At 68.8% G+C, this 15,212-nt stretch carries 17 protein-coding genes; 8 read left to right on the top strand and 9 right to left on the bottom strand.

Translation table 11 applies throughout. The features are described from left to right. The first annotated feature begins 64 nt into the window (after positions 1-64). From QM582_RS02305 to QM582_RS02290, 4 genes are all read left to right on the top strand, one after another. The gene (locus tag QM582_RS02305; protein ID WP_415081383.1) at positions 65-1,615 is read left to right on the top strand and encodes a hypothetical protein; all 1,551 of its coding nucleotides are present in this window, start codon (positions 65-67) and stop codon (positions 1,613-1,615) included. A 46-nt stretch (positions 1,616-1,661) separates the two neighbouring features. After that, entirely contained in the window at positions 1,662-2,459 is a 798-nt protein-coding gene (locus QM582_RS02300) for a deoxyribonuclease IV (RefSeq protein ID WP_415081381.1), read from the top strand. 67 nt (positions 2,460-2,526) lie between these two features. After that, entirely contained in the window at positions 2,527-4,590 is a 2,064-nt protein-coding gene (gene pta, locus QM582_RS02295) for a phosphate acetyltransferase (RefSeq protein ID WP_415081379.1), read from the top strand. Positions 4,591-4,623: 33 nt separating this feature from the next. Next, positions 4,624-5,811, top strand: a complete 1,188-nt coding sequence (locus QM582_RS02290) for an acetate/propionate family kinase (RefSeq protein WP_415081377.1) — start codon at positions 4,624-4,626, stop codon at positions 5,809-5,811. A gap of 322 nt (positions 5,812-6,133) precedes the next feature. Here the strand turns inward: QM582_RS02290 and QM582_RS02285 are convergent, their stop codons facing one another. Genes QM582_RS02285 through QM582_RS02260 form a run of 6 tightly spaced genes read right to left on the bottom strand, consistent with a single transcriptional unit; the run spans position 6,134 to position 9,177 of the window. Then, positions 6,134-6,415 (bottom strand): type II toxin-antitoxin system RelE family toxin, encoded by a 282-nt coding sequence (locus QM582_RS02285; RefSeq protein ID WP_415081375.1) that lies wholly within the window; start codon positions 6,413-6,415, stop codon positions 6,134-6,136. Further along, positions 6,402-6,683 (bottom strand): type II toxin-antitoxin system Phd/YefM family antitoxin, encoded by a 282-nt coding sequence (locus tag QM582_RS02280; protein WP_415081373.1) that lies wholly within the window; start codon positions 6,681-6,683, stop codon positions 6,402-6,404. The genes QM582_RS02285 and QM582_RS02280 overlap by 14 nt, the downstream gene beginning before the upstream one ends. Positions 6,684-6,692: 9 nt before the next feature. Continuing rightward, the gene (locus QM582_RS02275) at positions 6,693-7,328 is read right to left on the bottom strand and encodes a GyrI-like domain-containing protein (protein WP_415081371.1); all 636 of its coding nucleotides are present in this window, start codon (positions 7,326-7,328) and stop codon (positions 6,693-6,695) included. After that, positions 7,325-7,561 (bottom strand): hypothetical protein, encoded by a 237-nt coding sequence (locus tag QM582_RS02270; protein ID WP_415081369.1) that lies wholly within the window; start codon positions 7,559-7,561, stop codon positions 7,325-7,327. Before QM582_RS02270 ends, QM582_RS02275 begins: the two co-directional genes overlap by 4 nt. A gap of 3 nt (positions 7,562-7,564) precedes the next feature. Beyond that, complete coding sequence (locus QM582_RS02265) at positions 7,565-7,753, bottom strand: DUF6191 domain-containing protein (RefSeq protein WP_415081367.1); 189 nt, start codon at positions 7,751-7,753, stop codon at positions 7,565-7,567. 32 nt (positions 7,754-7,785) lie between these two features. Next, the gene (locus tag QM582_RS02260; RefSeq protein WP_415081365.1) at positions 7,786-9,177 is read right to left on the bottom strand and encodes a PQQ-binding-like beta-propeller repeat protein; all 1,392 of its coding nucleotides are present in this window, start codon (positions 9,175-9,177) and stop codon (positions 7,786-7,788) included. A gap of 550 nt (positions 9,178-9,727) precedes the next feature. On the opposite strand from QM582_RS02260, the gene QM582_RS02255 reads away from it, so the two are divergent. From QM582_RS02255 to QM582_RS02240, 4 genes are all read left to right on the top strand, one after another. After that, positions 9,728-10,342, top strand: a complete 615-nt coding sequence (locus tag QM582_RS02255; RefSeq protein ID WP_415081363.1) for a sulfotransferase domain-containing protein — start codon at positions 9,728-9,730, stop codon at positions 10,340-10,342. Beyond that, positions 10,315-10,635: a sulfotransferase domain-containing protein gene (locus QM582_RS02250; RefSeq protein WP_415081361.1), complete on the top strand. Its 321-nt coding sequence runs from the start codon at positions 10,315-10,317 to the stop codon at positions 10,633-10,635. Before QM582_RS02255 ends, QM582_RS02250 begins: the two co-directional genes overlap by 28 nt. Before the next feature lie 72 nt (positions 10,636-10,707). Then, positions 10,708-11,637, top strand: coding sequence for an aldo/keto reductase (locus tag QM582_RS02245; protein ID WP_415081359.1), 930 nt, complete (start codon positions 10,708-10,710; stop codon positions 11,635-11,637). A 175-nt stretch (positions 11,638-11,812) separates the two neighbouring features. Next, a complete protein-coding gene (locus tag QM582_RS02240; RefSeq protein WP_415081357.1) occupies positions 11,813-12,028 on the top strand; it encodes a hypothetical protein in 216 nt (71 codons plus the stop codon). A gap of 71 nt (positions 12,029-12,099) precedes the next feature. On the opposite strand, the gene QM582_RS02235 is transcribed toward QM582_RS02240, so the two are convergent. The 3 genes from QM582_RS02235 to QM582_RS02225 are packed head-to-tail and all read right to left on the bottom strand — an operon-like array spanning position 12,100 to position 15,198. Next, positions 12,100-13,320 carry an amidohydrolase family protein gene (locus QM582_RS02235; RefSeq protein WP_415081355.1) on the bottom strand — a complete coding sequence of 407 codons (1,221 nt, stop codon included), beginning with the start codon at positions 13,318-13,320 and terminating at the stop codon, positions 12,100-12,102. After that, positions 13,307-13,786: a hypothetical protein gene (locus QM582_RS02230; protein ID WP_415081354.1), complete on the bottom strand. Its 480-nt coding sequence runs from the start codon at positions 13,784-13,786 to the stop codon at positions 13,307-13,309. The genes QM582_RS02235 and QM582_RS02230 overlap by 14 nt, the downstream gene beginning before the upstream one ends. Beyond that, positions 13,783-15,198, bottom strand: a complete 1,416-nt coding sequence (locus QM582_RS02225; protein ID WP_415081352.1) for an MFS transporter — start codon at positions 15,196-15,198, stop codon at positions 13,783-13,785. The genes QM582_RS02230 and QM582_RS02225 overlap by 4 nt, the downstream gene beginning before the upstream one ends. Positions 15,199-15,212 lie beyond the last annotated feature (14 nt).

The following is a 15,212-nucleotide window of genomic DNA, read 5'->3' as shown; positions in this document are numbered from 1 at the left end:
CGGCCCACACTCCGATCCGGCTTACTCTGCTCGCACCCCCGCCCCCGGAAGTCTCGAGGACGCCATGCGCATCCGTACCCTGATCGCCCTCTGCTGCGCCGTCCTGGTCGCCCTGGCCTGCGTCACCCAGGCCCGCGGCGCCGGCAATCCGCCGCCACCGAAGACGCTGCAGACACCCGGCATCGACGCCCACCTGGGCTACAAGCCGCAGAAGACCTGCACCCCCGCCGCCAAACCCGGCACCACCGCGCTGCTCAAGGCGCTGATCAAGAACTGGGGCGGCAAGTCGTGGGGCATCTCGCGGTTCTGCACCAGTGGCGGAACCTCCGAGCACAAGGAGGGACGCGCCCTCGACTGGCACATGGACTCACGCAAGGCCAAGGACCGCGCGAAGGTCGACCAGGCGGTCAAGTGGATCACCGCCAACAACGGCGAGGTCGCCTACCGGCTCGGGATCATGTACATGATCTGGAACCAGAAGATCTGGTCGATCTACTACCAGGAACTGGGTTGGCGGAAGATGGCCAGCCGCGGCTCCTGGACGGCCAACCACAAGGACCACGTGCACATCTCGCTGTCCTGGGACGGCGCCATGGCGCAGACCTCGTGGTGGACCGGGACGGTGCTGCAGGTGCCCAAGGAAGGTCCCTGCGGCAAGGGCGGCAACGGTCCCTGCCGGCCGATGGTCGCCCGCGCGCCGTCGTCCAGCTGGCCGAAGGTGACCGTGGGGGCGTTCCTGCCCTATCCGTCCGATGTGCCGGCGATCGGCGGCAGTCCCCGGGTCGGGCTCACCCTGACCGCCGTCCCCGGAACCTGGACGCCGCCGGACGCGACCCTGGGCTACCAGTGGCTGCGGGGCGGCAAGGCGATCGCCGGCGCGACCGGCCAGCAGTACCTGGTGGACGCCGCCGACCTGGGCAAGGAGATCCGGGTGAAGGTGACCGCCACACCGGACGGCAGCCCGCTGAGCAAGACCTCCGACAGCACCAACGCCGTGGTCACCGGCGTCCTGCCGAGCACGCGTCCGAGCGTCACCGGCGACCACGAGTTCGGCGGCACGCTGACCGGTGTTCCCGGCGACGGCTTCCCCGAGGGCACCACGTTCGCCTACCAGTGGCAGCGGGACTCCAAGAACATCGCCGCGGCCACCTCCGCCGACTACGCGTTGACGGCGAAGGACGTCGGTCACGACGTCCGGCTGCGGGTCCGGGCGAGCCAGCCCGGCTACGCCACCCGCGACACCTACTCGGTGGCCCGCGAGGTCAAACCCCGGCAGTTCAGCGCCACGCCGAAACCGACCATCACCGGCACCGCCCAGGTGGGCGGCGTGCTCCAGGCCGTCGCCGGCGAATGGCAGCCGGCGGCCACGCTGAGCCATCAGTGGTATCGCTCCGGCAAGCGGGTGAGCGGGCAGACCAAGCCCAGCTACCGGCTGAGCAAGGCCGACCGGGGCAAGCAGATCCACGTCCGGGTGCGCGGCACGCTGGCCGGCTACGCGTCGGTCACCGTCGACTCCGCACGCACCGCGACGGTGCAGGCCACCGCAACCCCGGACACTCCGGACGCCGCTCCCAGCCCGGCCACCCCCGGCGCACCGGCAACGGTGAAGAGGTAGGGCCGCGACCGGCCGGAGAAAACTGTCGGCGCACCTGGTTAGGCTCATGGCCATGATCGCGATGGGTGCCCATGTCGACTCCACCGACCCGATCGCCGAGGCGAAGGCGCGCGGGGCGCAGCTCAGCCAGTTCTTCCTCGGCGACCCGCAGGGCTGGAAGGGTCCACGGGTCGACTACGCCGGTGGCGCGGCCGCGCTGAAGGCGGACGCCGAGGCCGCCGGCATCGCGCTCTACGTACACGCCCCGTACGTGCTGAACGTGGCCAGCACCAACAACCGGATCCGAATCCCGTCCCGGCAGCAGCTGCAGAAGCAGCTCACCGCGGCCGCCGAGATCGGCGCCGCCGGGGTGATCGTGCACGGCGGCCACCTCACCGCCAAGGACGATCCCGAGGCCGGCTTCACCAACTGGTTCAAGGCGGTCGACGGGCTCGACATCGCCGTCCCGCTGCTGATCGAGAACACCGCCGGCGGCACCAAGGCGATGGCCCGGCACCTGGAGAGCATCGACCGGCTCTGGGCCGCCATCGGCGCCTCGGCGAACGCCGACAAGGTGGGCTTCTGCCTCGACACCTGCCATGCCCACGCCGGCGGCAACGAACTGCTCGGGCTGGTCGACCGGGTCCGCGCCATCACCGGACGCATCGACCTGATCCACGCCAACGACTCCCGGGACGCCTTCGACTCCGGCGCCGACCGGCACGCCAACTGGGGCGCCGGGCAGTGCGACCCGGAGGGTGCTCGCGACGTGATCCGTACCGCCGGCGCCCCGATCGTGGTGGAGACCCCCGGCGGACCCGACGAGCATCGCGCCGACCTGGCCTGGCTGGCCGAAGGGCTGTGATCGATCCCCCGCTCAGGGTGCGAACGGGCCGCAGACAGGCCGCCGCCTAGGGGTTTAGCCTGAGCGCGTGACTCGAAGCATTTACGTTGCGGCCCCCGAGGGCCAGACCGGTAAGTCCGTCGTCGCCTTGGGATTGCTCGATACCTTGCTTCGCGAGGTCGAATCCGTCGGCGTTTTCCGTCCGCTGGTGCCCGCGGGGCAGCACGACGACATTCTCGAGATGTTGCTGGACCTGCCGGGCATCAATCTCTCCTACGACGATGCCATCGGCATCACCTACGACGAGATGCGCACCGATCCGGAGAGTGCGCTGACCACCATCGTCGAGAAGTACGGCCGGATCAGCCCGCGCTTCGACGCCATCGTGGTGCTCGGCTCCGACTACGCCGACGTCACCAGCCCGACCGAGCTGGCCTTCAACGCCGACATCGCGGCCAACCTGAACGCCGCCCTGCTGCTGGTGGTCAACGGCTTCGGACGCGACGTCCGCGAGATCCGCGACGCCGCGGACGCCGCGCTCAACGAGTTCACCGCACACCACGTCCAGACCATCGGCGTGATCGCCAACCGGGTCGACCCGGCGATCCTCGACGAGACGTCCGAGGCGCTGCGACAGCTCACCCACCTGGTGGTGGCGGCGCTGCCGGCCGAGCCGCTGCTGATCGCCCCCACCCTGCGGGCCCAGTTCGAGGCGGTCGGCGCCACCCAGGTGCTGGGCAATCCCGATCTGCTGGAGCGCGAGTCGCAGGACGCCATCGTGGCCGCCATGACGCTGCCGAACGTGCTCTCCCGGCTGGTCACCGAGGCCACCGTGATCATGCCCGGCGACCGCTCCGACCTGCTGCCCGGGCTGATCCTGGCGCACCATTCCGGCTCGTTCCCGCAGCTCACCGGCGTCATCCTGACCGGCGGCTACCCGATCCCCGAGAACGTGGTGAAGCTGTTCGACGGCATGCACCTCGACCTGCCGATCGGGATGACCGACCAGGGCACCTACACCACCGCCAAGGACGTCTTCAACACCCGCGGGCATTTCACCTCGTCGCCGCGCAAGGTGGAGACCGCCCGGCGGATCTTCTCCGAGCAGGTCGATTCGGCCGAGTTGATCAAGGCCCTCGAGGTGCCCGCGGCCAGCGTGATCACCCCGCTGATGTTCGGCTACCAGCTCAACGAGCTGGCCCGCCGTGACCGGCGCCGGATCGTGATGCCGGAGTCGTCCGACGACCGCATCCTGGAGTCGGCGTCCATCCTGCTGCAGCGCGGTGTGGCCGACCTGATCCTGCTCGGCGACCCGGTGGAGATCAAGACCCGGGCCTCCGCGATGGGCTGGGTGCTGGACGGCGCCGAGATCGTCAACCCGAACGACCCCGAGCTGGTCGAGCGGTTCGCCCAGGAGTACGCCACCCTGCGCGCCCACAAGGGCGTCACCCTGGAGCAGGCCCGCGAGAAGCTGAAGGACCTGTCCTACTTCGGCACCATGATGGTGCACCTGGGGATGGCCGACGGCATGGTGTCGGGCGCCATCAACACCACCGCCAACACCATCCGTCCGTCGCTGGAGTTCATCAAGACCAAGCCGGGCGTGAAGGTGGTGTCGGGATCGTTCCTGATGTGCATGCCCGACCGGGTGCACGTCTACGCCGACTGCGCGGTGAACCCCGACCCGACCGCCGAGCAGCTGGCCGACATCGCCATCAGCTCCGCCGAGACGGCGATCGCCTTCGGCATCGAGCCGCGGGTCGCGATGCTGTCCTACTCCACCGGCAGCTCCGGCTCCGGCGCGGACGTCGACAAGGTGCGGCAGGCCACCGAGCTGGTCCGCGAGCGGCGTCCCGACATCGCGCTGGAGGGCCCGATCCAGTTCGACGCGGCCGTCGACCCGGACGTGGCGAAGACCAAGCTGCCGAACTCGCCGGTCGCCGGCAAGGCGACGGTGTTCATCTTCCCCGACCTGAACACCGGCAACAACACCTACAAGGCCGTGCAGCGCTCCTCCGGAGCGGTCGCCATCGGCCCGATCCTGCAGGGCCTGAAGAAGGCGGTCAACGACCTTTCCCGTGGGGCGCTGGTCGAGGACATCGTGAACACCGTGGTGATCACCGCCATCCAGGCCCAGGCCGAAGCCAACTGACGACCCGACCGCACGAACCCCTAGGAGCCTTCTATGAGCACGCCCATTCTGCTGCTGAACGCCGGATCGTCCTCGATCAAGTACCAGGTGATCGACGCCGACGACGAGAGCGTCCTGGCCTCAGGTCTGGTCCAGCGGATCGGAGACGAGTCCGGCACCATCGACCACACCGTCGGCGGTGAGACCTTCCATCAGGAGCGCGGCTTCCCCAATCACGGACGGGCGCTGAAGGTGATGGTGCAGCTGTTCGAGGAGCACGGGCCGCAGCTGGCCGACGTGGTCGCGGTCGGGCATCGGACGGTGCACGGCGGCGCCGCGTTCCGCGAGACCACCCTGGTCACCGACGCGATGCTGGACGCGTTGCGCGAGCTGTCGCCGCTGGCCCCGCTGCACAACCCGCCGGCCATCGCCGGCATCGACGCCGCCCGCGCGGCGCTGCCGGACGTGCCGCACGTGGCGATCTTCGACACCGCCTTCTTCTCCACCCTGCCCGCCGAGGCGTACACCTACGCGCTGGCCCGCGACGTCGCCGCCGAGCACGGCATCCGCCGCTACGGCTTCCACGGCACCTCGCACAGCTACGTGTCGAAGAAGGTGGCCGAGGTGCTCGGCCGTCCGTACGAAGAGCTGAACCAGATCGTCTGCCACCTCGGCAACGGCGCCTCGATCTCGGCGATCCGCGGCGGCGTCGCGGTGGATACCTCAATGGGGCTGACCCCGCTGGAGGGCCTGGTGATGGGCACCCGCAGCGGTGACGTCGACCCCGGGCTGCACGCCTTCCTGGCCCGCCAGGTCGGGATGAGCATCGACGACATCGACACCCTGCTGAACAAGAAGTCAGGCATGTTGGGGCTGTGCGGGGTCACCGACTTCCGTGACATCAACGACCTGATCGCCGAGGGCAACGCGGACGCCAAGCTGGCCTTCGACGTCTACGTGCACCGGCTGCTGCACTACATCGGCGCCTACCTGGCCGTGCTGGGCAGCCTGGACGCGATCACCTTCACCGCCGGCGTCGGCGAGAACAACCCGGCGCTGCGCAAGGCGATCATCGACCGGCTCGCCGGGTTCGGCTTCAGCCTGGACGACGAGGCGAACGCCGTCCGGTCAAAGGAGCCGCGGGTGGTCTCCACCCCCGACTCGAAGGTGACCATCCTGGTGGTGCCGACCAACGAAGAGCTGGCGATGGCCCGCGAGACCAAGGCGGCCGTCGGCGCCTGAGGCCCTGATCCTGACCGCCGCCCCGGACGCCCGCGTCCGGGGCGGCGGTCTGTCTGCGCTCGGGTGGTACGCCGGGGACGGTTCCTTTCGTACCACTTCGCCGCGGGGGCGGTACGACGGGGACGGTTCCTTTCGTACCACTTCGCCGCGCGCGGGCACGTCCGGACTTCTCCGCCGTGAATCAGCGACCGATTCGGGGGACGTCCCGCCTCGTCCGCCTCAGACAGGTACCGAATCGGTCGCCGATTGACGAGGGCTGGCGGCCCGGCAAGTCCTCACCGAGGACGAGACCCCGCGCGCGAGTCGGCCACGACTCAACCGCTCACCGCGGGCGATAGACGTCCGCGCGGTGAGCGATCGCCACGACGTGCACGATGCGCTCGTCGTTGTCGACCCGGACGAGCACGCGATAGGACGTACCGACATAGCCGCTGCGCAGATCCTCGAATTCCCCGCGCAACGGCTTGGTCACCCGCAGTGGGTTCTCCGCCAGCGGCCCGTCGATGAACCGCAGCGCCGCGTCGGCGAACTTCGGCGCGAGCCGGGTGAGGCTCCGGACGGCGGGCGGGGTGAGGTTGATCTGGTACGGCTCAAGCACCGGCACGGTGCTCCGCCAGGAGCGCCCGCAGGTCAGCCACGCTCGTCCGCTCGCCGCTCTCGATGCTGGACTGCGCCTCGGCGATGTCGTCCGCGATCCCCGGCACCGACGCCCAGAAGGCGGTTTCCGTGAGCGACTCGAACTCGTCGGGCGACACCAGCACCGCGGCAGGCTTGCCGTGCCGGGTGATCACGACCGTCTCGTGGATCTCCTCGACAGCCTCCACCAGTGCAGACAGCTGATCCTTCGCCTCACTCACCGGCATCGTCTTCATGGCACGATTTTAGCCAGACTTCTGGCTAATTGGCCGCACGGGCTGCCGGAGGATGGTGCGGAGCTTCTCGGGGGCGACCCGGCGGAAGTCGCTGAAGTAGATCTCGTGGTGCTTCCCGTCCACCCGCAGACCCTGCTCGGGGATGAACTCATGGTGCATCCGTTCCAGCACTGGCCCCTCGTCGTCGAAAGAGCCCAGGTGCAGCGTCTGCACGCAGCGTCCCTCGGCCAGGGTTTCGAGGCGGACGTCGTCCAGCCGCGCCGGCGGGTTCTTACTGCCGGCCTGCGCGGACGCGTGGTCGACCAGGTCCGGCTCGATCCAGTCGGGCACCATCAGCATCATCGTCCAGTCCCACCGCGATTTGTCGCGGGCGGCGGTGAAGACGTCCATGTCCTGCGCCCACCACAGCCCTTCCAGCGGCGGAACCACGTAGTCACGGCGAAGTTCCCGCTTGCTGAGGAATTTGAGTTTGTAGGCCACCGGGTAGAGCGCGGCCAGCGCATCGGGATAGTCCGTCGAGGTGTTGGGATCGCCGTGCCCGTCCACCATCAGATAATGCATCGACGGCAGGTCGACCACCCGGAACTCCCCGCGCGACGCCTGGTAGCCGTCCAGCGTCTTCTTGAAGTCGACCTTCTCGGTCATCGGCCGGCCTCGTCGTCCGGTGAGCTAATCACACCGATGTAGTTCTCCACAGCTGTGGACGCCTCTGTGGACGGCTGGGCAGGCACGTCGCCGCGATCGCCGGCCGATGCAGCCTCGACCTCGAAGAGGATCGCCTGATCAGGACCGACGAGTTCCTCGGAGTCATACTCGAAGCCGTCGACTCTGCGGTTCTGCCAGATCCCGATGCGACGTCGGGGAGCAGCGCGGGTCATCGTTCAGTCGGCGGACGGGGGCTGCGGCAGCGGCGGGTTCGGCATGTAGAGGGTCACCTTGCCCGACTCCAGGTCGAGCGGCTTCGGACCCCAACCACCCTTGCGATAGTCGACGACGAGCATCTTCTCCAGATCGCGCTGCTGCTGGGTGTGCCGCGCCCCGGGGTTGAAGAGCTGGAAGAAGTCGCTCATCGCCACAGTGTACGCACAGGCCCGTCGCCGGGTCAGGGCCGGGTGAGGCGAGCCACCTCGTCCGGGCCGATGCCGACCAGAGTGTCGCCGACGACCGCCGTGTAGAGCCCGTGCCGCTGCCGGTAGGCGACCAGTTCGCGTCCGGTGGACCGGTCGAGCAGCCGGACGTAGGAGCCGGTGAGCAACAGCCGGTCGCCCCACTTCCACACCTCGTCCATGGCGTCCGGCTTCTGCCGCTGCCAGTGCGACGCGCCGGTTCGGGCGTCCACCGCGATCGTCAGCGACGAGTCGGAGAGCAGCGTGACGCCGTCGACGAAGTCGGCCCGCGGGGACAGCTTCAGCCCGAACGCGGACCCGTTGCGGGTCTCGGCCAGCTCGCCGAGGGTGCGGCCGGACGCCGGGTCGACCCGGACGGCACGCCCACCGGCTTCGGTGAACACCGGGTCGGTGACGTCGCCGGCCCGCGGATCGCGGTACGGGAAGGCCAGCCGGGTGTCGTCGGCCGTGCGATGCAGCCGCTCCAACCGGTAGCTGAAGGCCGTCGCACGGTTGCCCTGGTTGCACCACAGCCGCTGCCCGTCGTCCACCAGCCGCGAGCAGCGGGGCAGCCCGACCAGGACCCCGCGGCGCAGGTCGACGAAGGCGGTGGATTGTCCCGACCAGAGCGCGGTCAGGCCGTTGGCCACCTTCCTGATCCGCGGACGGTCCAGCGCCGGGCCGTCCGGGATCGGCAGCTTGCGGTAGAAGATCCGGTCATTGCTGAACAGGCCGACATGTTCCTGCTGGTCACGCAGGTCGATCCGCCAGCGCTGCTTCAGGGTGGCGTCCAGGCCGGTCAGCACGGCATGCGGCGCCGGCTGCCGTTGCTCGACGAGCATGACGCGGTCGCCGTCGGCGCGCAGCAGGGTCAGCCAGCCGTCGAAGTCGGTGCCGCGCAGCTCGCGTCCGGTCGCCGGGTCGAACAGCGAGATCCGCCAGCGCGTCCCCAGGCCGGTCGCCGGATCGGTGGCGGTGGAGGCGGCGCACAACACGGCGCCGTCGAGCGGACGCCCGGCGCACATGCCGTCGGGCAGGTCGTTGCGCCACAACGGACGCCCTGTCGCCGCGTCCAGCCCGTGCACTGCGACCCGCCGATCCGCGGAATCGCCGCTGAGCACCACCCAGGTGGCGCCGGCGACCACCAGCCGGTTGTCGTCGAAGCTGCCGTCCAGCGGGGTGATCAGCTCGGCGCCACCGCCGAGATCGGGCCGCAGACTGTCGGGCTGCACCGACCACACCGCGTCCAAAGTCGGCACGCGAGGCGCCGGCGTCCGGGTCGGCGTCGGATCGCTGCGCGTAGATCCGGCGTCGATCAGGCCGCCGACAACGGCGATCAGGAACAGGATCAGGAGGTACAGCCCGACCATCTTCAACACGGTGCCCACGTCGCGACGCTTCGCCGCGGCCCGCGTCTCGGCTGCCCGGCGAGGCTCCCGCCCGGCCTGACCGAGGCTGCCCACGCCGCTGTTCCGCGGCGACGTGCCCCGGCCAGAACGGGAGCGTTTGCGCTTGCCGGGCCGCTGCGGCCGGCTCGACCGCGTCGCCGGCCGCTCGGTAGGCGGGTTCGCCGTCTCCGTGGACGCCGACCCTTCGACCGGGGCCGAAGGCCAGCGGAAGTCGGGACCGGCCGCCCGTCCGAGCCCGCTCAGCTTGCGCCGGGAACGACCGCGTCGACGTGAACCCGACGGCCTCGGTGCGGGAGGCGACGGCTCGGGCGCGGCGTCCGGATCGTCCAGCCGGTGCCACTGGGGCGGACGGGAGAACGACTCGGGCCGGCTCACCCGGCTGCTTCACGGCGTCGGTGACCGCGGGATCCGGTCACCGGATCCGGACGGCGCGGGGCGGGCTGGGTCATCGAGGGAACGCTAGCAACCGCCGGGTCGCCCAGGCGTTGCCGATCACGGCCGCGAGCGCCTCGCCGCATAGGATCCTGCAATGGCAGTGACCCGGCACGTCTACGAGGAGGGCTCGACCGACAGCAGCCGCTGGTCCGCGATCAAACTCCGGACCGACGACGTCATCATCAGCACGCCGTCGAAGTGCGGCACCACCTGGGTGCAGATGATCTGCGCCTTGCTCATCTTCGGCACCGAGCTTCCGGGCCGACTGACGGAGTTGTCGCCCTGGGTCGACATGCGCCTGCGGCCCTTGGCCGACCTGCAGTCGAGGCTCTCCGCGCAGCAGCATCGTCGCTTCCTGAAGACCCACACGCCACTGGACGGACTTCCCACCCTCGACGGAGTCACCTACATCGTGGCCGGGCGCGATCCCCGCGATGTCGCGGTGTCGATGGACAGGCATCGCGCGAACCTCGATAACAGCGTGATCGCGGCCCGGATGCCGCCGAACTCCGAGCAGCGACCTGCACCGCAGCCGGGCTCGTCCTCGGCACCGATTACGCAGCGCGAACGGATCCTGAACTGGATCAACGACGACGCGCCACCGAGCCGGCGCCTGTCATCGCTGCGGGGGATGGCCTGGCATCTGTCGGGTGTGCCTGGGAACGCCGCTCCGAGCCCAACGTGGTGCTGCTGCACTATGCCGATCTGACCGATGACCTCGAAGGTCAGATGCGGACCATCGCGGAACGCCTCGGCCTCCCGATCGCGGAGCACCGGATCCCTGCCCTCGTCGAAGCGGCCGGCTTCGGTGCGATGCGGGAACGCGCTGACGAGTTGGCCCCCGACGAAGGGATCGGGCTGTTCCGGGATCGCGAAGGCTTCTTCGGTCGGGGCCGCACCGGCCAGTGGAGGGACGTGCTGGATGAGCGCGACGAACTCGACTACCAACGTCGCGCCGACGAGTTGCTCGCCCCGGACTTGAGGTCCTGGCTGCATCGTTGACCCGGAGCCCGAGCGCCGAGAAGTGGCGCCACGCATCCGTCCGGTGCAGCTTCGGCCTGATTGACTGGGCGGGTGAAGACCTACCGACTGCCGCACACCGAACTCGAGGCGTCCAGCATCATCCTCGGCCTGATGCGCATCCCGTCCCTCAGCGACGCCGAGATCCGCGCCCTTGTCGGGGCGGCCCGCGACGCCGGGATCAACTTCTTCGACCACGCTGACATCTACGGGACGCACCGGCACGAGTGCGAGGAGCGGTTCGGTGCGGCCGGCGCGCTGCCGCCGAGCGAGCGTGAGCAGTGCATCGTGCAGAGCAAGGTCGGCATCCGTCCCGGCTACTTCGATTTCTCCGCCGAACACATCCTGACAACGGTGGACGAGTCCCTGGCGGCGCTGCGCACCGACTACCTGGACGTCCTGCTGCTGCATCGTCCGGACACCCTGGTGGAGCCCGAGGAGGTCGCCGAGGCGTTCAGCGCCCTGGAACAGTCCGGCAAGGTCCGCCACTTCGGGGTGTCGAACCACACCCCGGGTCAGATCGAACTGCTCCGCGCGTACGTCCGGCAGCCGCTGATCGTCAACCAGGTGCAGCTCAGCATCACCCACGCTCCGATCATCGCGTCCGGGCTGGCCGCCAATATGGGCGCCGTCGATCAGTCCGTCGACCGCGACCACGGCATCCTCGACCACGCCCGCCGCACCGGGATCACCCTGCAGGCCTGGTCGCCGTTCCAGAAGGGCTTCTTCGACGGCGTCTTCCTCGGCGACCGGGAGCACTACGCCGAGCTCAACGACGCCCTGGACGAGCTGGCGCAGAGCTACGGGGTGACCCCGACCGGCATCGCGACCGCCTGGATCACCCGGCATCCGGCCAACATCCAGGTCGTGCTCGGCACCACCAAGCCGCAACGGGTCGCCGAGGCGGCCGCCGGCAGCGATGTCACCCTGACCCGCGAGGAGTGGTACCGGCTCTATCGAGCGGCCGGACACCTGCTGCCCTGAGCCTCACCGCTACGAATCACACCGGTGTAGTTCTCGACAGCTGTGGACGCCGCTGTGGACGGGTGCGTGCGAGGCAGTCCGAGAGGCGCGAACTCGTGACTCGTCAACCGCCCCCAAGCCACGTCGACTGGGCGCTGTCCTGTCTGAGGTCTGGCCCGCCGAGTAGCATCAGGTCATGGTGAACGCGACGCTCATGGAACAACTCGACAGGCTCAGCCCGTCCGAGCTTGTCGAGCTTCGCGATGTGATCCAGGCCAAGCTCGGTGAGGACGTGCCTGCCGAGCAGTGGGCGATTCTGGAGCAGCGCGTCGCCGAGGCCGACACGACGCCGGACGACTACATCACGCTCGATGACTGGAAAGCGCGCCGCCGCACGCGCCGGCCCGCGTGAGGTACACCGTCCGGCTCCTCGCCAACGCACAGCGAGACCTCACTGACATCAAGGCATTCGACGAGGCCGAGTCATCCTCCCGCGGCTACCACCTTCCCGGCCTGGATCACCTGGCTGGGCCGAGCGTCGGCAAGCACTGACACATCTCGGAGCGGATCGCGATCCAGCACGATCAGATCACCGAAGGCTCCTGGCGCGATCACACCGAGTTCGCCCTCGCGCTGGATCAGGCGGGCCGCGGTACTGGTGGCGCTGCGAATGATGTCAATGATGGGCACCACCTCGGCCCGCAGCGCGAACTCGCGTGACTGGTGGCGGTGCATTCCGCCCAGAAGGTCGGTGCCGTAACAGAGGTTGACGCCGCCGCGGTAAGCGCGTTCCAGCGCAGTCATGCCGCCGTCGAGCACCACCGACACCTTCTCCCAGTTCTCCTGGGACAGCCCGAACTCGCGACCCTCCTCCATCAGCGCCCAATAGGTGACCAGGTTCATGGTCACGAACGCGTCGTGTTCGAGGAAGAGGGCGACAGACTCGTCATCCATCAGGTTCCCGTGCTCGATCGATCGGACGCCGGCGCGAAGCGCCCGGTTGATCGCGCGTCCGGTGTAGGCATGCGCGGCGACGTAGCGGTTGGCCGCCTCAGCCTCCTCGACGACCGCTGTGATCTCGTCGAGGGAGAACTGGGTGGAGTCGATCCGGTCGGTCGGCGACGCCACGCCTCCGCCGGCCATGATCTTGATGTGGTGGGCTCCCTTGCGCAGTTCGTCGCGTGCGGCGGCCCGGACGGCGTCCACCCCGTCGACCACGCGCCCGATGTGGCTGCAGGTCGCCGAGGAATCGACGTACGACTCGCCCCGTCCCCGCGGATCGGCGTGGCCGCCGGTCTGGGAGAGTGCCTTGCCGCCGAAGAACAGCCGTGGGCCGCGCAACAGGCCCTCGACCTGTGCGTCGTGCAGCCCGTAGTCGGCGCCGGCAACGTCGCGGACCGTGGTGAAGCCTCGGTCCAGCATGTCCCCCATCAACCGGGCGGTGTGCATGGCGACGTAGTTGGGGGAGTCGGTGCCGAGCGCAGGCAGGTCGGCGGTGTGCGCGGTGACATGCACGTGGCAGTCGATCAATCCCGGCAGCACGTATGCACCGGCCGCGTCGATTTCGCGGACGTCGCTCACCGACGGCTGGGCATCCACGTCAACGAAGCGGCCGTCCCGGATCTCCAGGTCGCCCTCGCAGTAGTCGCCGGCCTCGATGTCGAGCCAGGTGGCGTTCCGGACGATCAGGTCACCGGGATTCATCGGGCATCCTCTCTTCTTCAGACTCGGCGGTTCGGACGCCTTCGGCGATGATCTCCAGAACGCGGTCGATCCGCTCCGGGGTGTAAGTGCCTTCGGCCGCGCAGAGGTTGACGGTTGCCCAGGTGACGCCGCCGGCGTCCTTGAGCGGCACGTTCAGGATGGAGCCGCAACCGAGGGAACGGATCAGTTCGGCATCGGCGAAGATCCGCTCGAGGTCGGCGGGGGTGGCGCCGAAGTACGGTGTCCCGGCGTCGCGCGATATGGCGATCCAGTCTGGGGACACCTCGGTGGCGACGTCCTTCGAGCCGCCCACCGGGTACTCGACGGGGTGCGAACTGTAGACCCGTTCCATTCGGGATCCGCCCTCCGTGAAGTGCAGGACGGTGAACAGAACCACTCCAACCTCATGTCCCACCCTGCGATGGACGTCGGACCACTCGGTCCGGTCGATGACGTCTTCGCTCACCGGTGCCCCTTGCCCCCGGCGGCCGAGTGCGTATCGTTCGTCGCCACCCCGGTACCGCTACCGGTGATTTCCTCCAGCGACCGGCCAGCCGTACGTACCGCGAACAACAGCGTGCAGATCACGCCGACAGCAAGCACCGTTGTGGTCATCCCGAAGACACCGACGAAACCCCACTGGGCGGCGAAAGCGCCGATGATGATCGGCGCGGTGATCGACCCGATTCGTCCGAACGACGAACTCATCCCGACGCCGGTGGCCCGCAACCAGGTCGGGAACACCTCGGGCGTGTACGCATAGAGGCCGGCGTAGGTGCCATTCAGGAAGAACGAGAGCGTGACGCCCGCCCAGGTCACCATCACCGGGTCGTTCGCCTGGCTGAGCCAGAGTGCCGCGAGTGCTGAACCGGTCAGGTACAGCGCGATCGTGTACTTCCGGTCGAGCTTCTCGTTCAACCAGGCAGCGCTGAAATAGCCGGGGATCTGTGCCAGGTAGATGAACAACGAATAGGTGAAGCTGGTGGTCACGCTGATGCCGCGGTTGACCAGCAGAGTCGGGATCCAGGTGAAGAAGCCGTAGTAGGAGAAGGTGATCACGAACCAGATCAGCCAGGTGGTGGCGGTGATCCGCGCCATCGACCGGCTCCACAGGAAGCTGATCGCCTTTCCGAAGGCGAACTTGTGCGGTGGCTCCTCGTCCGGTGCGTTGGGGTCGACCGGCGGCAACTCGCGGCCAAGCGCCTGCTGCACGCGGCTCTCGAACTGGCTGACCACTTGTTCGGCCTCGTCGTGCTTACCCTGGGTGACCAGGAACCGTGGCGACTCGGGCAGCGACCGGCGCCACCAGAGCACCATCACGATCGGGATGAAGGTGATCACCTGTGCCCAGCGCCAGCCGTTCTCCCCCATCGGCACCACGAAGCGGCCGATCAGGGCGGCGCCGACGAACCCGAACGAGAAGAAGCCCGACAGGGCGCCGAGGAACCACCCGCGCCGATGCTTGGGCACGAACTCCGACAAGAACGGAGCGACGATGACGCTCTCGGCACCGGCTCCCGCGCCGGCGAGGATCCGGAAGGTCAGGAAGCTCTCGAAATTCCAGGACACGGCTGCCAGGAGTGAGGCGATCGCGTAGACGGCGAGGGCGTACATCATCACCGACTTGCGGCCGATCTTGTCACCCAGATACCCCGAGACGAGGGCTCCGACCAGGAAGCCGATCGGCGCCGACGAGCCAACGATGCCGAGTTGCCACGACTCCAGGCCGAAGACATCGCGCACGCTCGGCATCAAGAACGCGACGACAGCACTGTCCATGCCGTCGAAGGTGTAGCCGAGTCCACCGATCAACAGCAACGCGTAGTGCGGCCTGCTCATCGGCAACCGGTCAAGTCGTGCGGTAAGTGCGAGTGCCACGATGCCTCCCTTGC

It is taken from the genome of Micropruina sp., assembly GCF_047607385.1.
Taxonomy (GTDB): Bacteria; Actinomycetota; Actinomycetes; order Propionibacteriales; family Propionibacteriaceae; genus Micropruina.
The sequence above is the reverse complement of the archived record's forward strand: the minus strand, read 5'-3'. Positions and strand labels throughout refer to the sequence as shown.